The following is a 19099-nucleotide window of genomic DNA, read 5'->3' as shown; positions in this document are numbered from 1 at the left end:
CGCTACCTCATCACGAAGGGATCGGGGATCGGATCGTCCGATGTCCTGAGCCAGATCGTCTTGGTACGGGTATAATCGAGCGCCGCGGCCATGCCGCCCTCCCTGCCATGGCCTGACAGGCCGAAACCGCCGAACGGCGCGATCGGCGAGACGGCGCGGTAGGTGTTGACCCAGACGATCCCGGCACGCAGCCCCTTCATCAGCCGGTGCGCCCGGGTGAGGTTCTGGGTGAAGACGCCGGAAGCCAGGCCATAACGGGTATCGTTGGCGAGCCGCAGCGCCTCGGCCTCCGTCTCGAATGACACGACGGACAGGACCGGTCCGAAGAATTCCTCGATCAGGGAGGGCGAGGCGACATCGTCGCAGTCGAGAATCGTCGGCGGGAAATAATAGCCTTCGCCGTCGATCTTGCGTCCTCCCGTCACGAGCCGGGCGCCGCTTTCAATCGACTTGGCGACGAGGGCGCCGATATTGTCCTGCTGGCGCCTGGTGGCAAGCGGGCCGACTTCTGTCGCCATATCGAGCGGAGCACCGATCCGGATCGCCTCCGCCTTCTCGCGTAGCAGGGCGACGAATCTATCCTTGACGCTGCGTTCGACGATGAGGCGCGATCCGGCAACGCAGCTCTGCCCTGTCGCGGCGAAGATGCCTGCGACCTGGGCATTGGCCGCACTTTCGAGGTCCGCATCGGCAAAGACGATGAATGGCGACTTGCCGCCAAGTTCAAGCGAGGTGGAGGCGAGGTTTTCGGCCGAGTTGCGAACGACGTGCCGGGCGGTTTCGGGTCCGCCGGTGAAGGCGACGTGCGCGACCTTCGGATGGCGGCCGAGGGCGGCGCCACAGGAGGCGCCGAAACCCGTGATGATGTTGACCACGCCGGCGGGAAAGCCTGCCTCGTGCACGAGCCGTGCAAATTCGAGAAGCGGCGCCGGCCCGTCTTCCGAGGCCTTGACCACCATCGTGCAGCCGGCCGCGAGCGCCGGGCCGATCTTCACCGCGGACAGGAAGAGCTGGCTGTTCCATGGCACGACCATCGCAACGACGCCGATCGGCTCGCGACGAAGCCAGACATCCATGTCGGGCTTGTCGATCGGCAGATAGGCACCTTCGATCTTGTCGGCGATGCCGGCATAGTAGCGATAGTATTCGGCGACATAAGCGATCTGCGCCGAGGTTTCGCGGATGATCTTGCCGGTGTCGCGTGTCTCCAGTTCAGCGAGCACGTGCGCGTTGGCAGCAACGAGGTCGGCCAGCTTGTAAAGCAGCTTGCCGCGTTGGGTGGCCGTCAGTTTCGGCCATGGGCCGTCGTAAAGCGCCCTGTCGGCCGCGTTTACGGCCCGATCGACATCGGCCTCACGCGCTTCGGGCATATCAGCCCAGACCGCGCCGGAGGCTGGATCGATGCTCGGATAGCTGGCCTCGCCATCTGAAAATTCGCCATCGATATAGTGCTGGAAACGTCGCATGGTCTTACTCCTGAAATGCCGGCATGACCTCGGTGATGAAGCGCTCGAGCGACGCCTTCTTGCGCTCGAAGCTCATGCCGGTGTCGATCCAGAAGGAATATTCGTCGTAGCCGAGCGCTTCATACGCCTTGAGCCGGGCGATGACGGTCTCAGCGTCGCCAACGACATTGTTGGTGCGCATGACCTGGTCCGACAGCATCGCGTTTGCTCTGATCTGTTCGTCCGGGATCCGTTCGATCAGACCCTGGGTAACCGGCTTCTCATTTTTGAACCAGGCGAAGAAATAATTGTAGTAGACGCTGAGTTCATGGGCGGCCTGGGCGACATCGTCCTCCGACGAGCCGACATAGGTATGGCGCAGCAACATGATCTTGGGCCGCTCGATCTCAGGGTTCTTGGCGCATGCATCGTTGAAGCGCTCCATCAACGACTGAACCTCGTCGTCGCCCTGCCAGAGGGGCGTCACCTGAACGTTGCAGCCGTTGGCGACGGCAAATTCGTGCGAGTTCGGATCGCGCGCCGCCACCCATATGGGCGGGTTCGGCTGCTGCATCGGTTTCGGCGCCGACGTGGTCGACGGGAACTTGAAGAATTCCCCGTCATGCGCGTAGTCGCCAGCCCATATGCCCTTGACCGCCGGGATGAGCTCGCGCATGCGCTGGCCAGCACCCCAGGCATCGAGACCGGGCAGCAGACGCTCGTATTCGAAAGAATAGGCCCCGCGCGCGATACCGATGTCGAGTCGTCCATCGCAGATGATGTCGGCCATGGCCGCCTCGCCGGCGAGTTTGATCGGATGCCAGAAGGGGGCAATCACCGTCCCCGTCCCAAGCCGTGCCCGCGATGTGCGGCGCGCCAGATCGGCAATGGTCACAAACGGGTTAGGCGCAATGGTGAAATCCATGCCATGGTGTTCGCCCGTCCAGATCGCGTGCATGCCGCCCTTGTCGGCGATCTCACAGAGCGCGACGAATTCCTCGTAGAGACTCTTATGGCTTTGATTGGCGTCGAGCCGTTCCATATGGACGAAGAGGGAGAACTTCATGCTTTTGCGTCCTTGGCTGGAATGGGGTGAACAGTGCCGCCGGTCTCGTCGCCGAAATAGACGCCGAAATTGCCGATCGAGCTTTCCATCGCAAAACGGTTGACGATATCGGCTGTCGAACTGGTCTTGAACTTTGCCGCAACCAATGCGTCAGGCTTCAGGAACCTGCCGACGGCAGGCTCGCCATCTCCGGCAACGGCGTGATAGACGATGTGCTGCTTGCCGTCGCTCTTGCCCTCATAAACCGAATAGAGAAAGCCGATGCTGACCTTCAGCCCGGTTGATGTCTCCAGGTATTTTTGCAGTGCCTCGGTCGGGCTGCCGTCATGGGCGTCGACACTTGGCAGGGAGAGCACATCCTCGCCGAGCAGCAGAACCTCCCCGCGGCGCTCGACAACGGCCGCAAGTTCCATATTGCCTTCGCTTGCCGCGGACACTGCCTTGCTTGCGAGCGTCGGCGTGAAATAACCGCCACGCGCATAGCCGAGACCGTTGCGGCCGCTATTGTCGAAAGCTTCGATGCGCCCCATCAAGATGACGTGGTCGCCAGCCTCGATGACCTCTTCCATGGCACATTCGAACCAGGCCGCCACGCTTGAGAATATCGGGCAGCCTGCCGATCCCCTCGCCCACTCGACCGCCGCGAATCTATCCTCGACCGGTCGCGCAAAGGTGTTCGACACGTCTTTCTGCGTTTCCGAAAGCACGTTGATTGCAAAATGCTGCGCTCCGGTCATGATGGCGAAATTGCGCGATGTCTTGGCAAGGCAGACGAGGAGAAGCGGTGGATTGAGCGAGACCGAGGTGAAGGAGTTCGCCGTGAAGCCGATCGGATTTCCATCCCCGTCACAGGCGGTGACGACAGTCACCCCGGTCGGAAAGGCCCCGAATGCATCTCGCAGTGCTCTTGGGTCGACAGTCTGGATTGTCATCGTTCATCCTCCCCGAACGACAGCCACTCAGCGAGCAGCGAATTGACGATATCAGGCGCGGTCAGGTTCACCATATGACGATGACCTTCGACGATGCGAGCGTAGCCCCGCGGCGCAAGCTCTGCCATTTGCGTTGCCATCAAGGGCGTCGAGTTCGGATCATCGGACCCCGTCAGAAACAGGGCCGGACCAGCCACGTCTTTCCAGCCGTCAGCGTAGGTCTCGTCTCCTCCCGCGAAGGCGGCGTAAGCGACGGCATATCCCTGGGGATCGACGAGGTTCAACCATTTTCGCGTCAATTCACGCGCAGTGATGCTGTCCGCGTCATCGCCGAACCAGCGGGCCAGAGGACCTTCCTTGTCGACGCCCGATACCGGAATGGCCGCGGCGCGCGAAAGCACGGCGGCCTTTGCTTCAGGGTCACGCTTGTAGACACCGTTGAGGTAGGCGACACGGCTGATACGCTCGCCAAAGGTCGCGGCCGCCCCTCCTGAAACCAGTGCGCCCATCGAGTGCCCGGCAACATTTGCCGTGTCGATTGCCATCTCGTCGAGAAAGCGTCCGAACCAGGTGACGAACTCCTCGAGCCGACTGCCCGCCGGCAGCTTTGCGCTCTCGCCATGTCCCGGCATATCGACAGCGATGACGCGATGGCCTGCAGACAGGAATGCGATCTGCGGAGCCCAGGCTTCGAGCCGCATGCCGACGCCGTGAATAAGAACCAGCGGCTCACCGCTGCCGGCCTCGTGATAGGCCGTTCCACTTGTCGTCTTCTTTCGGGGCAAGGCACCAGCGGCGTTTGTTGCTGCAGCGGTGCGTGTGGTCGATCCGGCTGTCAGCATCTCAGAGCCGCTCCCTCAAACGCCCGCAGGATTGGCAACGTCCTGCCCCAAGTCTTTCAGATCCTGGTAGCGGTCGCCGATGCGGTGATGCGGGCGCCCGCCTATCGAAGCACCGAGAGCCACGACGATCTCGTCGGCAGCAGGCGCGTCGGGGATCGACGTCTGGATGGTCAGGTAGTGCGAACGGCGGCCTTCATCGTTCTTGTCCATCAGCGGGATCATGATCGGCGCGTTGGCAGGACCGCGTGTGTTACAGAAGGCGAGATAGGACTTGGCGCCGACGGCCTGGCGATAAAAATTGCCGAAGCGCAGCGTGTGGATGAGCGCGGACCCGTGTTCGATCTCGCCGTCCAGGCCGACGACAGCGGATTTTCCATATCCTTCGACAGCATCGCCGGACCCGACCGCATCGATGATCATCTTGGTCAGCAACTCGCCGAGCACCGGAGCGCCTGCGTGAATTTCGGGCTTGAGGTCGTCGACAAAGCCGCGGCCCGCCCAGGGATTCTTCACGACCGCGAAGGCGGTAAACAGCTTCAGCGGAACCGCCGCGGCCTTGCCGCCTTCGATCAGCGTCGTTTCGATCTGCAGTCCCGTCTTGCGAATTTGAATGGCCATCAAGCACCTCATTTCTCAATATCGTATTATGGTATACCATAATATATGAGTGTCAAGTTGGTTCCTGCGAGAACGCGGTTCAGGCCGAGGCGGAGATCTTCAGTTTGGGCGTGCGCTCTCGACCCTTCGGAAAGCGCTTCTGGTCAGCGTGTTGTCAGCTGACAAACGACATGGCGGCGCCCCGCGGAGGCAGGCCGAGTCCAGAAGTCACGGTCGTCCCAGTTCATGGTACCGCCTTATATATTATTTAATATGGCATACCATCACATTGGACAAAGTTAGGTGTCAAGCGCGGAGTATGGATTGCGCTGAATTGCGCGGAACATCATCGCAAATGGAGTGACTTCGACAGCCGAGGTGAGCGCATTGCCAGGGCCTGCGGAGAAGCGGCAGGGGCCTGCTCGTGCCTAGTCGGCAGGCTTCTTGGCGGACAGCACCGCTTCGGCAATCGCGCTTGCCGCGGCGACGTGATCCATCGCGGCCCGGTAAGCCCCCTCGCCGTCACCAAGGCGGATGGCGTCGACGATCTTCGACATCTGCAGAGGCCCTTCGATGCCGCGCCTCTCCGTCTTGATTGTCATCGAGCGCAGGTGGTTTATGCGCACGGTGAGGAGATTGACGACACCCCAGGCAACGTTCCTGTCAACCATCGTAAACAGCGTATGATAGAAGGAAGAGGTGTTCGTCAGCACAGCTGACATGTCGTTGTCGCGGTAACTGTTGCGGATCCCAGCCAGCGATTCCTCCAGCGCGGCGACGATCTCGGGGCTGCGGCGCTCCGCGCACAGCCGCGCCGCCATGCCTTCCAGCGCGCCGCGGATCTCATAGATCTGTTTGGCTTCGTCGATGTCGAGCTGCGCGACGATCGGCCCCTTGTTCGGCAGATTGGCGACAAGCCCTTCCGATTCAAGATGTCTCAGAACCTCGCGCACGACTGTTCGGCTGACGCCGAGCTGGGCGCAGAGGTCACGCTCGACAAGGCGATCTCCGGGACGGAAATATCCGTTGACGATGGCTTCGCGGACCTTGTCGAGCGCCAATTCCCGCAAGGTCTTTGCAGGACGCTCGACTCTAATGGCGTCCTTCAGAGCACCGCTCATTCTGTACCTCAGTGTTGGACTTTGCACGCTCAACTTCCGCCGCGGCAGCCGAATGCAAGAATCGTATTATGGCGTACCAGATACTGTAGCTGGCGGCGCCCGGCAATTCAACAAGCGCTGTGCCGAGCTATAGCAGCGGGCGTCTTTTCAGACGCGCAAAAGAGGCTCTGCTGCCTACATGTCGCGAGCTAGCCTCTTGAAACGATCTCCTCGGCCACGGCCTTGGCCTGCACCCGGATATCCGGAACGGCGGTGATCTCCCAGAACTGCCCCGCCGTCAGGGCGCCGACCGCAAACAGTCGGGCAGGCGAGGACGGGGCTATCACCTTGGAAGCGGCATCCACCTGGATCCCGAGGCCGAGAGGATCGGGGGCGATCAACTCAAAGCGGCTCATCTCCTTCAAAAGCGGTGAATGGCTGATCCCGGCCCGCTCCATTCCTGTGCAGTTGACGAGCCAGTCCGCCCTGATCTCGGCGATCTCGCGCGTCGCTCTGACCCTGTAGCCGGCAGCGAGCCGCCCCTCCTCGGCCCCAAGCGATTTCAGGAAGCCCGCGTGGAAACGAACGGTTCCGTCTAAAACCAGCTTCTCAAACCTGTCGAACACGTCAGGCGCGACCCGGTGACGATGGATGTTCCACCAGGGAAGCGCATGCCTGAGGAAGCGTGCGCGCCCCTCGCTCGAAAGCCGTTGCCAGAGAGCCTGCGTTGCAGGCCTCAGACCGTCCATCACGGCTCGCCAGTCGGCAACCGTCCTGCTCTTCGCCCGCAGGGTCTTCAATATGCCGCTGATCGTCTCGGGAAGCCTCTCGACGTCGATCGGCAGAGGCGCCGGCGGCTTCCACGCGTGTCCGAGCGGTGCGAGCCCGCGCCGCGAAAGCACATCGATCTTGCCGCTGTGGCCATGGGCGCGAAGCGCGATGACCTGATCAATCATCGTCAGGCCGGATCCGAGGATGCACACCGCATCGGACGGTGCGACGCGCCTCAGCCAAGAAAGCCGCCACGGGTTCTCGATGATCCGCGATCGCAGCGATGGTGGGACGCCATCCGGAGCGACCGGCAGGGTCGCGTTCCCGACGCCGAGGCAGAGCACGACGTTCTTCCCGGCAATCTCGTCACCATTGCCGAGATGGAAGGCCAGCGTGCTGCTATAACGTTCAACGCATCCCGCCGCCTTGGCCTTGATGAAATCGACCCTGCAACGGCCCTCCCGCTTTCGAAGCAGCCGCGCAAGCGTATCGCGGACATAAAGACCGTAATCGCTGCGCGAGGCGAAATCGCCTGCCTGCAACCGGCGACCATGGCCTTTCAGCCAGTCGACAAAGTCGTCGGGTTGATGCGGCAGCAGGCTCATGCGGCCGGCGGGAACATTGAGGCGATGGAGATAGAGCTCCGTCCGGTACGCCGTCCCGCGGCCGAAACCAGGATCGTCGCCGACGACGGCGACCTTCGCCGAAGCGGGAAGCTGCTCGATGAGATTGCAGGTAACCGCTATCGCTGAAAAACCGGAACCGACCACGATAACATCATATGTCAAATGCATTCTCCCTGAAGCTCAGAACGTCATCGAGACATTTCGCCATTCAAGCCTCGTGTCGCTCGCCGGTCCTTGCGGATCGCACGAGCGGCAGAATCACGAAAACAATTATCTCTATAGTCTATAAATATAGTTTGTTATTTCTCCCGCTAGCCCCTCCCCAACGATTACGCTTTTGAGGGTGAGATCAAGGGCCGTGCGGCCCTGAACAAAGGGGCTCAAGATGAATTTCAAGAATTTGGTTACCGCAATCGCCGTCGGCGTCGGCACTCTAACAGCGGCGGTTGTCGCTGAAGCGGCGGACAAGAAAGTCGTCGTCGCCTATCAAACCGATGCTTTGCCGTCTTCCGTGGCGATCGCCAATGGCGAATTCGCCAAGGAGACGGGATATGACGTCGACTTCCGCAGGTTCAATTCGGGCGCCGAAATCTTTGCGGCGATTGCATCCGGCGATGTCCAGGTGGGCTATGTCGGCTCCAGCCCGTTTGCGGCTGCAGTATCACGCGGGCTCGAGGTCAAGGCCTTTTACCTCGCCTCCATCTCGGGCATCGACGAGGCTCTCGTCGTCCGTAACGGCTCCGGCATCGAAAGCCTGAATGATCTGAAGGGCAAGAAGCTTGCCGCTGCGCCGGTGTCCACGGACCACTATCAGCTGCTGGCGCTGATCAAATCGCTGGGCCTGACCGAAAAGGACGTTCAGGTCTTCGCAATCCCTCAGCCTGAGATCGTCGCAAGCTATAATCGCGGCGACATCGACGGCGGCTTCGTCTGGGATCCGGCACTCACCGAACTGAAGAAAAACGGGAAGGTCCTGGTGACCTCCAAAGAGGTGGCAGACAAGGGTGCGCCGACATTCTCCGCCTGGGTCGCGACCTCGACGTTTGCCGCCGACAACCCGGAATTTCTGAAGGGTTTCGCCTCGGTCATCAACAAATACTACGCATCCTTCGCATCGGACAAATCCGCCTGGGGTCCCGACAGCGACAACGCCAAGTCGCTTGCCAAGCTTCTCGGCGGAACAGCTGAACAGCAGGCCTCGGCCCTGAAGAACCTCACGCTTCTGACACCTGAGGTCCAGGCATCGGATGCATGGCTCGGCGGCGGCGAAAAGGCGGGTGCCGGCAAGATCCTCAAGGACACGGCATCGTTTCTGAAGGAACAGGGCAAGGTTTCCGATGTGCTGGCGAATTATGGCGCCTTCGTCACCGCAGATGCCCTCACCGGCGCCAGCAACTGATCCTCCCCGACACCGGCGCGGCTTGCCGCGCCGGTGTCAAACCTGCGAGCGGCAACATGCTTAAAGTCGATCACGCCAGCGTTTTCTTCGCAGCCCGCGACGGGCGGACCGTTCACGCGCTCGATCGCGTTTCCTTCGATATTCCCGAACGGGGCTTCGTCGTCGCACTCGGCGCGTCGGGATGCGGCAAATCAACCCTTCTCAACGCGATTGCCGGTTTCCTTCCGCTTTCGGATGGCCGCATCACGCTCGATGGCCGCGCGGTCGAACAACCCGGCGCAGATCGCGGCGTCGTTTTTCAGAAAGACTCGCTGCTGCCCTGGAAATCCGTTGTCGACAATGTCGCGCTCGGTTTGAAATTCGCCGGGGTCAAGCGCAAGGAGCGCGAAGCGCGCGCGCTGGAGCTGCTCCGGCTCGTCGGCCTCGACGAATTCGCCGGCGCTTTTCCCTACGAGCTGTCGGGCGGCATGCGGCAGCGTGTCGGCATCGCGCGTGCTCTGGCGACAAATCCCGACATCCTGCTGATGGACGAGCCGTTCGGCGCGCTCGACAGCCTGACGCGCGAGCAGATGCAGGAACTGCTGGTTTCCATCTGGGATAAAACGGCAAAAAAGGTCTTCTTCATCACGCACTCGATCGAAGAGGCCTTGTTCCTGGGCACGCAGGTCCTGGTCATGTCACCTCGACCGGGACGCGTCGTGGCACGCTTCGATCTGGATTTCGTTCGCCGCTTCGCCGAAACCGGCGACGCCCGATCGATCAAGGCGTCGCCGCAATTTGCCGAGCTGCGCGAGGAGATCCGCGCCATTCTGCACAGCACCGAAGACCTCAGGAGCGCCGCATGAGCGATATAGTGCAGGCCCCGCCGATTGCAGCGGGTAGAGAGGACCGCCAGGTCAAGCTGGTAAAAATGGCAAGCTTCGGAGCCGGTGAGAAATCGACGGTGGCCATCAGCATTGCCACGGCGCTGGCCATACTGCTGCTGTGGTGGCTCGTATCCGCGCTCGGTGTCGTTCCACACCTGTTCCTGCCGCGCCCGGACGAGGTGCTGACACAAATCGGCGCCATCTATCGCGACGGTTACGCCGGCGCGTCGCTCTCCGAGCATGTTTTTGCGAGCCTGTTCCGCATCGTGGTCGCAGCCCTCATCGCCGTCTCCGCCGGCATTCCGCTCGGCTTGCTCATGGGGCTGAACCGCTGGGCGAAAGGCGTGCTCGACGCGCCGATCGAGTTCTACTGGCCGCTTCCACCGCTCTCCTACCTGCCGCTGATGGTCATCTGGCTCGGCATCGGCGAGACATCGAAAATCACGCTGCTGGTGCTTGCGATGTTCGCACCGATCTGCCTTTCAGCCCAGGCCGGCGTTCGTTCGCTGCCGATCGAGCGCGTCAATGCCGCCCGTTCGCTGGGCGCGAGCCGGCTGCAGCTCTTTCTTGATATCGTCCTGCCATCCGCCCTGCCCGAGATCCTTACCGGCATTCGGATTGCGCTCGGTGTCGGCTGGGGTACGCTGGTTGCGGCTGAATTGATCGCGTCCACGCGCGGGATCGGTTTCATGATCATGTCGGCTTCACAGTTCCTGGCAACCGACGTCGTCTTCGTCGGCATCGGCATCATCGCGATCTGCGCGTTCACCTTCTCGGCCGCCATTCGTTTTCTGGAGGCGTTCCTCGTGCCCTGGAAGGGCAAGCTCTGACCAAACGGCGGCAGCGACGCCTGTTTCAATGGCCTCCTGCCGCCGCGTTCAGCCCGTGTATGGCAACAAGCTCGGCTGCGACCAGTTTCTGAAGCCGCCATAAATTGCGGTCCCGGATGCCGCGTTCCTCCAGATGTTTCACCGTCAGATACAGATATTCGGCGCAGGAGCCCATATGTCCGCAGGCTCTTGCGAGCACCTGCGCCACCGTCTCCAGCGGCAATTTGCGCGAAACACGCTCGCCCTTGGGACCAGCCCAAAAGACCAGCGCGCGCACCAGCCCATGCGCGGTCGCGACCGGGATCCAGCGAACCGACGCAGCATCGTCGATCGTGCCGACTTCACGACGGATCAACCGCCGAATCTGGCCAAGGCGATCATCATCGGCAAGCCTGAAGACGATGCCGTTACAACGTCCACCGCGGTCAAGTGCCATCATCAGACCCGGCTGGGCCCGCGTCCCCCGCCAGCGAGTCATCTGCAGGCAGAAGGAGCGATGCCACCCTCTTGTTGCGCCATGTTGCGATTCGACGGCATCGAAGTCCGGCTTCCATATCAATGACCCATAGGCGAAGATCCAAAGCGGAGCACCGGTAGACTCGTGGAGAAGCCGGTTGGCGAGCATCTCCACCTCCGCTTCGGTCAGCGGCTTTCGATGTGGCTCGGGGCCGACATCGATCGCGGGGCGAAGGCTCAGCGATACGAGCTCGTCCGTCAGCGCCATTCTTGATCCGGTCATCAAAAGTTTGCTTCCCCGGACGTCACCAGCTTATGCTCCCGGATATCCGTCATGTGTCAATGCACCGTAAATCTGGCCGCATCGGCTTGGCGCCGCTGCAGGCTGCGTATCAGCATCGCGGCCTCCCTGACGATTGCCGAAAACGTCACATCATCGGCCTCTGCAATCCTTTCCGTCATCTCGCGGATGATCGTCGTCAGATGGAGGATCGAATGGCGATGCTGCGCATCTCCCGGTCCGATTTCGGCATCGGCCACGGCAAGCAGCGTCTGTACCAGCCGCTCCATGGTTTGCCGGCGCCTGGTCCTCGGGTCAGCATTCGGATCTTCGCTAAGGCGCAACAGGTCGGCGACAATATCGGACATTCCACTCTGTCTCACATAGCAAAAGCCGGCGGCATCGAAACGACATGCCTTCGACCGCGCGTTTGCGTCTTCAAGCCCTCCAGCAATCGGTAACCGCTGCGCCAGCGACCAAAGCCGCTGGCGACATTGATGTGCCCGGCAAGGCCGATATTCCTGGTCTCGGCGTTCCACAAGCGGCCAAACAAGGTCAACCGATCGACCGTCATGTAGGCATCGTTCATGCTGCCGACGACGATACTTGGAAAAGGCAAAGGCGCCGTCGGCATGGCGCCAAACGAGATATGCCCCGGATGCAGGTTTTCCGTGACCGGCAGATCGCATGGAGCAACGAGCAATGCCCCTTTGACGCAACGTGCGGCACTTCGCCCGGCCAAGCGGGCGGCAAGCAGGCATCCGAGACTATGGGCAACCAGATAGGCCTCGCCGGCCTCTTCAAGCGCGCCTTCCAATCGCAGCAGCCAGTTGTCAAGGTTCGGATGATCCCAGTCATCTTGAGCGACGCAACGACTGCCCGGCTGATCCTGCAGCCAGTGCTGTTGCCAATGCCCTTCTCCCGAGCCGAAAAGCCCTGGAAGAATAAGTACATCGATCATCTGACGGCATCCTCTCTGAAGCTGCGCGCCGGTCTTTTTCCCGGTCGGGGCAAACATCGGACATCACTCATCAGATCCACCCGATCACCAGGGCGAACAGGAAAGTGAAGGAGCTGACGATCGTGCAGATTCCGGCCGCATGCCTGAAATACGACATGACGCTGCCTTCCGCTCTTCTCGCACCGTGCCGACGCAGGTCGGTCTCAACGACAATCGCCATCACGCCGTCCTCCTCAATACCAAAGGCCGGGCATGGTGCCCCAATAATGGAGTTCGTATTCGCGCGCGGACCGGTCGCGCTCGTCGTCCCGCGCGGACAATCCGTTTACAGGCTCCCGTGCAGCGGGCGGCTTCAGGCCGAGGAACCGGCCGATTGCGCGCTTCAGCCAGAAGTGAAAATCAAGCTTCATGCGAACCTCCTGTCAGGACCTGCTATTCTTCAGCTAAGAAATCAGCGAATGACGTTGTGCATTGGCGAGAAGAACGTGAAGCGATGCCGTTGGTCCGTAGAGCATCAGCAGGCGGTTCTCCTCGCGTTTGGCGAGACGATATCGTCGGGCGAATTCGAAGACGCTCCACAATTGATCGCCTGGCCCTGGCCTTTCCGCATCGGTGATCGTCGCTTCCTGAGATCGAACCATCGCGGCGACTCCTACTCGGCGGCCGCCAGGGCCGGGTTTGCGCCCGGAAAGAAGGCCGCCAATTCGCCGATCACGTCGTTGATGCGGGCCAAAAGCGCGTCGGATGAAACCGCATAGTCTGTGAAATCGCGATCGGACGCATAGACGGCAGTCGGTAGGGTGTGGGCCATGAAAAAACCAAACAGCGGCCGAAGCTGATGCTCGACCATCAAAGCATGCCGGTCACCGCCTCCGGTCGCCGTGATGATGATCGGCTTGCCCCGAAGTTCGTGGGGGTCGATCAGGTCGATGAGGTGTTTGAAATGGCCGGGATAAGAGCCCTTGTAGGTCGGCGAGCCGATGATCAGGGCATCGGCCTGCACGATCTCGTCGATGACATGCCTGGCCTGCGCGTCGAGATTCTTGCGCCACAAGGCGCTGCCCAGCGACGGACCGACATCATGCAGATCATAGGTCCTGCTGGTAAATCCATAGCGAATGCTCGCACGTTCGGCGACGTGCCGGACGAGTGTCAATGTCTTCGATGGACGGTTGAAGCTGCCAGCGATGCCGACGAGTTTGAAACCTGACATGGTTTTTCCTCTCTTTGCGTTGCCCAACTATTGTCTACAAAATTGATAGATTAAAGGAACGTGCGTCTCTCCTTCTTCGCCTGGTTGAAAAAAACGTTCGCTGCCGCTCCAGCACGCATAGGCTGCATGGCGATCGCCGTCGACATCTGCGACCTCCGGACGCTGCAATTCCAAGCCTAAGGCTTGTCGCCATGAAGATGACGTTCAAGGAAGGGCAAATTGTCCTGTCCCCAATAGATCTCGCCATCATAGACATAGGTGGGAAAGCCGAAGACGCCGCTGTCGCGGGCATGCACGCGGTCCGCCGACCATTTGTTCTGGACATCGTCATCGGCTTGTCGTCTGAGGAGTGCTGCGCCATCGAAACCTGCTGATGTCACGATCGCCTCGCGCACATCGGGCTTGCCGATATCCTTCGCCTCGCTCCAGAAGGCGTGCTGCAGGGCGCGGGCAACGCCGATCCAATCCTGTCCGTCGAGGTAAGCCGCAATCACGAAGAGGGACGCCGGCGTCGGATCGCTCAAATCCGGGCGATGTTCGAGCCGCAGTTCCTTGCCGCGCACGCGCGCCCAGCGCTTAAGATCCCGCGTCCAGTAGGCGCGCCGGATCTCCGGGCGATTGCGCGAAAAGATACCGCCATTTTCCTCGACCACCGTCGTCAGATAAGGCGTGATGACGACGTCGTTCTTCGCCGCAAGTTCGGCGAAGGCATCGAAGCCGATGTAGGACCAGGGCGAGCCGATCGAAAAGAAATATTCTACCGATTTGGTCACTGATGAATGTTCCCTGTGAGGTGATTGTTCTGGCGTCGAATGGACGACGGCATTTTCAGGAAGCGGCGCGGATGTGGGATGGCGCTTTCCATCCCAGTTCCGGTGCGATCAGCGTCGCGAAGTCGTGGAGAATCTGGCAATACTGCTCGTGCTCGAACTCGTAAGGAAGCTCCAGCCTCAACTCGCTGACCTCGGGCAGGATCGGATCGGCAAAAAGCTGCGCCAATATCTCGTCCGATGTGCCGACGACATCTCGGGCAAACAGGGTGCGCCGCTCGCCCTGCGGCGAAAGCGTCCGCTCATGGCGGCCGTCGGCATAATCTCGATATCGGCGGCGCGTTGCCGCATCGGCGCTGTCGAAAGGCACGATGACACGACCCAGCGCGACGCGGCGCTGCGACCCGGCGGCGCGATAGGTTTCGATCAGCCGCGATTGAGCGATGAAGAAATCATCGGTCCCCTCCCCTGTTATCACATTGCCGGTCAACAGGTTGAAGCCATTGCGGCCGGCCCATTCGGCCGAGCGCTGTGACCCGCCGCCATACCAGATCCGGTCGATCAGGCCCTTGGCATAAGGCTGCAGCCGTGGCCGCTGCGGGCCGAAGGGCGTCTTGATCAAGGTCTGCTCGTCGCCGAGATAGCTGCCACGCAGATTGTCGGCAAAGCGCAGCACGCGGTCATGCGAGAAATCGTAACCCGTCCAATCGCCGTCGAAGACGAGCGGGGCGATCAGCTCGGCGTGCAGCGGTCGGCCGGCGCTGACGCCGATGTTCAGCCGTCCGCGCGACAGAACATCGACGGTTGCGAGGTCTTCGGCCAGCCGATAGGGGCTTTCATAACCGATCGGGATGACCGCGGTTCCAAGCTCGATCCGACTGGTTCGCTGCGTCGCCGCCGCCAGGAAGGCGCTCGCCGAAGAGATTCCAGGCTCAAGGTGCCGCTGCCGGACCCAGGCGCTGTCGAAGCCCAGATCTTCGCCATATTGCAGCTGCTCAAGCGTCTGCTCCAATCCCGACAACGGATCTTCGTCGGGATAATTGCCGGGGGTGAGGAAGCCGATATGGCTGATGGATATGTTGAACACTCGTGCCATCCGATGATCAGTATTTCGGCAGGCCGGGCGGGTTGGTCTCGGATACCGGCAAGGCTTCCTCGGAGAGATGCCAGTGATCGAGGATTTTTGCGTAGGTGTCCTCTTTGATCAGGCCGTTGGTGGCGGCAGTCAGCGCATCGGCCAACCCACTTCCCTTGCGAGTGGTGATCGCCACATCCGAGCGATCCGGCCAGCCGGCGCTCAGCGTGCCGACGCGCTTGATGTTCTTGTCGCGCGCGGCGATGAAGACGAGCTGCGCATGCGGCTGGACGATGACATCGGCCCGGCCGGATCGCAGCGCGAGAAGGCTTGCCGCCTCGTCGTCGTAATATTGCAGCTCTATCGGCTTCAGGCCCGCGGCGACATCTTCCTCACTCCACTTCACCAGGATGCGCTCCTGGTTGGTGCCGGCCCCGACGATGATCCTGAGGCCTGCCGCATCCTTGGGCTCCTTGATCGAGGTGATAGGATTGTCGGATTTTACGAAGAAACCGTGCAGGCCCTGGCGGTAGGTGGAGAAATCGAATTTTTCCTTGCGCTGCTCGGTGACCCCGACATTGGAGATGACGGCATCATACTTGCCCGAGGCGAGGCCGAGCGGCCAGTCGATCCAGGCGACCGGCACGATCTCCAGCGTTAGCCCGAGGCTGTCGGCGATGGCATAGGCATAATCGGGATCTGCCCCGACCACGGTCTTGGCGTCGGTGGCATAGGTGGCAAGCGGCGGGCCGCCGGGGCTGACGGCGATGGTGAACTTACCAGGTGTGACGAACTTGAAATCCTTCGGGATTGCGCCAATGGCCGCATCGTTCCTGGCGGCGTGAAGCCGGCCCGGCTGCTCTGGGCTGAGGTCGAAATCCTCGGCTGCTTGAGCTGCGCCGAAGGAAAGGGCCGACGCCATGGCGGCGATCAGCAGGGTCCGGAATGCCGGAAAGGCAATCATCGTCTTCAATCTCCAAATTGTCAGGCAGGAATGGCCGGCAGCATTGCCGCCGGCCCAATAGGGATCGATCAGGAGCCGCTCTTCGGCAGGCCGGGCGGGTTGGTCTGGGCCTTGTCGATCGCCTCAGGACCGAGGTTCCACGTATCGAGAATCTTCCGATAAGCGCCGCTGGCGATCAGGTCGTTGACGACATCGGTCAAGGGAGCAGCCAGACCGCTGCCCTTGCGTGTGGTGACGGCAATTTCTGCCGTGATCGGCCAACCGCCGCTGACGGTGCCGACAAGCTTGGTCTTGCCGTTAATCCCCGCCGAATAGGCCTGCGTCGCGTTCACGCTGAAGACGGTGTCGGCTCTGCCGGACTGGACGGCAAGATCCTTGACCGCGTCGTCGTCATAATATTGCACCTCGATCGGCTTCAGGCCGGCGGCGACATTCTGTCGGTCCCATTCCAGCAGGATCTTCTCCTGGTTGGTGCCGGCATCGGTGATGACCTTCAGGCCGGCAATATCCTTAGGCTGCTTGATCGAGGTGATCGGACTATCGGCCTTGACGTAGAAGCCAAGCTCATCCTTGCGGTAGGTCGAGAAATCGAATTTCTCCTTGCGCTCTTCCGTGACGGTCACGTTGGAGATTACCGCGTCGAACTTTCCGGAGGTCAGCCCCAACGGCCAATCGGCCCAGGCAACAGAAACCAATTCGAGCTTCAGCCCCAGGCTATCGGCAATCGCCTGCGCCAGATCGACGTCGTAACCGATGACGGTCTTGGAATCGGAGGCATAATCATGCAGCGGCAGATTGCCGCTCGAGCTGATGCCGACGGTGAAGACACCATTTTCGACGAACTTGAAGTCCTTGACTTCGGCAATGCGCTTCTCGTTCTTTTCCACTCGCAGCCGGTTCGGCTGCTCGGGGCTGAGATCGAACTTCTGCTGCGCCTGAGCGGAACCGAAACCGATCGCGGTAATAGTGACTGCTCCCGCTATCAGAAGCCTTGCCCTATCTGTAAATGTCATGCCCCTTCTCCGTTTCATCTTTAGGTTGTGGTTGTTGTTGTTCGGCCGGAGCAGCCCGTCGCGGCCCGGCATTTCGCCAGCGCTATCAGGCGCTAGAGAACCTTGGCGAGGAATTCCCGCGTGCGGGGATGTTCCGCTTGTGCGAAGATGCGGGCCGGCGGACCAGCCTCCAGGATGCGGCCGCTGTCCATGAAGACGACCGTGTCGGCGACTTCGCGGGCAAAACCCACCTCATGGGTGACGATGACGAGCGTCGTGCCGGTGCGGGCAAGTTCCTTGATGACGTCGAGCACTTCGCCGACGAGCTCGGGATCGAGCGCCGAGGTCGGCTCGTCGAAGAGCAGCACCTTCGGGCGGAGCGCCAGTGCGCGGGCGATCGCCACACGCTGCTGCTGGCCGCCGGAAAGCTGGCGCGGATAGGCGTTGATCTTGTCGCTGAGGCCGATGCGTGCCAGCAGCTCCTGCGCCAGCTGCACCGCTTCCTCGCGGCCGATGCCGCGAACCTGGATCGGTGCCTCGATGAGGTTTTCGAGTACGGTCAGATGCGGGAAGAGATTGAAGCTCTGGAAGACCATGCCGATATCGGCGCGGCACTTGAGGATATCCTTCTCCTTGAGCTCGTAGAGCGTGTCGCCCTTCCTGCTGTAGCCGACGAAATCGCCGTCGACCGAGATGAAACCCTCATCGACACGCTCCAGATGGTTGATGGCGCGCAGAAGCGTCGACTTGCCGGAGCCGGACGGACCGAGGATGGCGGTCACGCTGCCTGCGGGAAGGCTGAGCTCGACATCATCGAGCACTTTCAGCGAGCCGAAGCTTTTGGAGATACCGTGGATGCGCACCGCGCCGCCTGCGGCCCGCAGCCTCGCAGCATCCTGGAAACCGATCTTGCGCACGGTGTCGGTCGCCGTATCGAGGACAGGCAGCGGACGGCGGAAACGCTCGAAAAATGCCTGGAAGGGCAACGGCGTCGGGTTGCGCACGGCGCCTTTGGAGAAGTAGCGTTCGATATAGCGCTGAGCGATCGACAGCACCGTCATGATGATCAGATACCAGACGGTCGCGACCATCAGCAGCGGAATGACTTCGAGATTGCGCCGATAAATCACCTGGACCGTATAGAAGAGCTCCGGCAGCGCCAGCACGTAGACCATGGAGGTGCTCTTCGCCAGTCCGATGAGTTCGTTGAAGCCGGTCGGCAGGATCGAGCGCATGGCCTGCGGCAGCACGATGCGGAAGGCCTGGCGGCGGCGCGGCAGACCGAGTGCTGCGGCGGCCTCCAACTGTCCGTGATCCACAGCGAGGATGCCGCCGCGCACGATCTCGGCGAAGAAGGCCGACTGGTTGAGCGTCAGGCCGAGAAAAGCGGCAGCAAAGGGCGTCAGCAACTGCACTGTGGGATAGTCGAGGAAGATAGTATCGGTGAAGGGAATGCCGATCTTGATCGTCTCATAGAGGTAGCCGAGATTGTTCAAGATCAGCAGCAGCACGATGACGGGGATCGAGCGCAGCAGCCAGATATAGCCCCAGGAGAGACCGGAGAGCAGCGGCGACTTGGAAACGCGGGCAAGCGCCAGAGCCGTTCCGAGGATGGAGCCGGATATGGCGGCAAGCACGGTCAAAAGCAGCGTCCTGCCGAGACCGACGAGCACGGGTTCGGCAAAGAACCATTCAGCAAAGACGCCCCAACCCCAGCGCGGATTGGTGAAGATGGAATAGAGCACGGCGATGATGACGACGGCGGCAAAGATCGTACCCGCCAAGCGGCCCGGATGGCGGGCAGGCACGATGCGATAACGGGAATAATCCTTCGATCCTGCCGTCCTGCTGCCGGGGTCGATGCCGGCGAAATCCGTCGTCAGTGCCATTGTGCTTCCCTTTTATGATTGTCGG

General features: G+C 61.2%; 21 protein-coding genes and 1 pseudogene. 3 read left to right on the top strand and 19 right to left on the bottom strand.

The window, feature by feature from the left end; all coding sequences use genetic code 11:
• Nucleotides 1-2: 2 nt before the first annotated feature.
• The 7 genes from HX899_RS03680 to HX899_RS03650 all read right to left on the bottom strand — a co-directional run bounded on the left by HX899_RS03680 (nucleotide 3) and on the right by HX899_RS03650 (nucleotide 7547).
• Nucleotides 3-1466, bottom strand: coding sequence for an aldehyde dehydrogenase (locus HX899_RS03680; protein ID WP_138390203.1), 1464 nt, complete (start codon nucleotides 1464-1466; stop codon nucleotides 3-5).
• 4 nt (nucleotides 1467-1470) lie between these two features.
• Entirely contained in the window at nucleotides 1471-2511 is a 1041-nt protein-coding gene (locus HX899_RS03675; protein WP_138390202.1) for an LLM class flavin-dependent oxidoreductase, read from the bottom strand.
• The gene (locus tag HX899_RS03670; RefSeq protein ID WP_138334579.1) at nucleotides 2508-3443 is read right to left on the bottom strand and encodes a flavin reductase family protein; all 936 of its coding nucleotides are present in this window, start codon (nucleotides 3441-3443) and stop codon (nucleotides 2508-2510) included. The genes HX899_RS03675 and HX899_RS03670 overlap by 4 nt, the downstream gene beginning before the upstream one ends.
• The gene (locus tag HX899_RS03665; protein ID WP_138334578.1) at nucleotides 3440-4285 is read right to left on the bottom strand and encodes an alpha/beta fold hydrolase; all 846 of its coding nucleotides are present in this window, start codon (nucleotides 4283-4285) and stop codon (nucleotides 3440-3442) included. Before HX899_RS03665 ends, HX899_RS03670 begins: the two co-directional genes overlap by 4 nt.
• A 15-nt stretch (nucleotides 4286-4300) precedes the next feature.
• Nucleotides 4301-4903 carry an amino acid synthesis family protein gene (locus HX899_RS03660; protein ID WP_011654276.1) on the bottom strand — a complete coding sequence of 201 codons (603 nt, stop codon included), beginning with the start codon at nucleotides 4901-4903 and terminating at the stop codon, nucleotides 4301-4303.
• 407 nt (nucleotides 4904-5310) lie between these two features.
• Entirely contained in the window at nucleotides 5311-6003 is a 693-nt protein-coding gene (locus tag HX899_RS03655) for a GntR family transcriptional regulator (RefSeq protein ID WP_138334577.1), read from the bottom strand.
• Nucleotides 6004-6191: 188 nt separating this feature from the next.
• Nucleotides 6192-7547, bottom strand: coding sequence for an FAD/NAD(P)-binding protein (locus HX899_RS03650; RefSeq protein ID WP_181291642.1), 1356 nt, complete (start codon nucleotides 7545-7547; stop codon nucleotides 6192-6194).
• A gap of 217 nt (nucleotides 7548-7764) precedes the next feature.
• Here HX899_RS03650 and tauA point away from each other — a divergent pair, with 217 nt between their 5' ends.
• Genes tauA through HX899_RS03635 form a run of 3 tightly spaced genes read left to right on the top strand, consistent with a single transcriptional unit; the run spans nucleotide 7765 to nucleotide 10474 of the window.
• Nucleotides 7765-8778: a taurine ABC transporter substrate-binding protein gene (gene tauA / locus HX899_RS03645; RefSeq protein WP_181291641.1), complete on the top strand. Its 1014-nt coding sequence runs from the start codon at nucleotides 7765-7767 to the stop codon at nucleotides 8776-8778.
• 56 nt (nucleotides 8779-8834) lie between these two features.
• The gene (locus HX899_RS03640; protein WP_027682951.1) at nucleotides 8835-9623 is read left to right on the top strand and encodes a taurine ABC transporter ATP-binding protein; all 789 of its coding nucleotides are present in this window, start codon (nucleotides 8835-8837) and stop codon (nucleotides 9621-9623) included.
• Entirely contained in the window at nucleotides 9620-10474 is an 855-nt protein-coding gene (locus tag HX899_RS03635; RefSeq protein ID WP_181291640.1) for an ABC transporter permease subunit, read from the top strand. The genes HX899_RS03640 and HX899_RS03635 overlap by 4 nt, the downstream gene beginning before the upstream one ends.
• A gap of 25 nt (nucleotides 10475-10499) precedes the next feature.
• Here the strand turns inward: HX899_RS03635 and HX899_RS03630 are convergent.
• From HX899_RS03630 to HX899_RS35425, 12 genes and pseudogenes are all read right to left on the bottom strand, one after another.
• Nucleotides 10500-11266: pseudogene (locus HX899_RS03630) on the bottom strand (gamma-glutamylcyclotransferase).
• Between the two features lie 3 nt (nucleotides 11267-11269).
• Nucleotides 11270-11578 carry a hypothetical protein gene (locus HX899_RS03625; protein WP_181291638.1) on the bottom strand — a complete coding sequence of 103 codons (309 nt, stop codon included), beginning with the start codon at nucleotides 11576-11578 and terminating at the stop codon, nucleotides 11270-11272.
• Nucleotides 11579-11589: 11 nt separating this feature from the next.
• Complete coding sequence (locus HX899_RS03620; protein ID WP_138390195.1) at nucleotides 11590-12171, bottom strand: alpha/beta hydrolase; 582 nt, start codon at nucleotides 12169-12171, stop codon at nucleotides 11590-11592.
• A gap of 70 nt (nucleotides 12172-12241) precedes the next feature.
• Nucleotides 12242-12391 carry a hypothetical protein gene (locus HX899_RS03615; RefSeq protein ID WP_165422306.1) on the bottom strand — a complete coding sequence of 50 codons (150 nt, stop codon included), beginning with the start codon at nucleotides 12389-12391 and terminating at the stop codon, nucleotides 12242-12244.
• Nucleotides 12392-12404: 13 nt separating this feature from the next.
• Nucleotides 12405-12581, bottom strand: a complete 177-nt coding sequence (locus HX899_RS03610) for a hypothetical protein (protein ID WP_171599997.1) — start codon at nucleotides 12579-12581, stop codon at nucleotides 12405-12407.
• A 33-nt stretch (nucleotides 12582-12614) separates the two neighbouring features.
• The gene (locus HX899_RS03605) at nucleotides 12615-12812 is read right to left on the bottom strand and encodes a hypothetical protein (RefSeq protein WP_138334570.1); all 198 of its coding nucleotides are present in this window, start codon (nucleotides 12810-12812) and stop codon (nucleotides 12615-12617) included.
• 11 nt (nucleotides 12813-12823) lie between these two features.
• Entirely contained in the window at nucleotides 12824-13384 is a 561-nt protein-coding gene (msuE, locus tag HX899_RS03600) for an FMN reductase (protein ID WP_181291637.1), read from the bottom strand.
• 176 nt (nucleotides 13385-13560) lie between these two features.
• Nucleotides 13561-14157, bottom strand: a complete 597-nt coding sequence (locus HX899_RS03595; protein ID WP_130704656.1) for a 2-hydroxychromene-2-carboxylate isomerase — start codon at nucleotides 14155-14157, stop codon at nucleotides 13561-13563.
• A 55-nt stretch (nucleotides 14158-14212) separates the two neighbouring features.
• Nucleotides 14213-15250, bottom strand: coding sequence for an LLM class flavin-dependent oxidoreductase (locus HX899_RS03590; RefSeq protein ID WP_181291636.1), 1038 nt, complete (start codon nucleotides 15248-15250; stop codon nucleotides 14213-14215).
• Nucleotides 15251-15257: 7 nt separating this feature from the next.
• Entirely contained in the window at nucleotides 15258-16193 is a 936-nt protein-coding gene (locus tag HX899_RS03585) for an ABC transporter substrate-binding protein (protein WP_181291635.1), read from the bottom strand.
• 68 nt (nucleotides 16194-16261) lie between these two features.
• On the bottom strand, nucleotides 16262-17206 hold the full coding sequence (locus HX899_RS03580) for an ABC transporter substrate-binding protein (protein WP_181291634.1): 945 nt from the start codon (nucleotides 17204-17206) through the stop codon (nucleotides 16262-16264).
• Nucleotides 17207-17298: 92 nt separating this feature from the next.
• Entirely contained in the window at nucleotides 17299-19074 is a 1776-nt protein-coding gene (locus tag HX899_RS35425; RefSeq protein ID WP_181291633.1) for an amino acid ABC transporter permease/ATP-binding protein, read from the bottom strand.
• Between the last annotated feature and the right edge of the window lie 25 nt (nucleotides 19075-19099).

The organism is Rhizobium sp. WYCCWR 11146, assembly GCF_013591995.1.
In the GTDB taxonomy this organism is placed as follows: domain Bacteria; phylum Pseudomonadota; class Alphaproteobacteria; order Rhizobiales; family Rhizobiaceae; genus Rhizobium; species Rhizobium indicum.
This window is presented reverse-complemented; position numbering and strand designations above follow the sequence as displayed.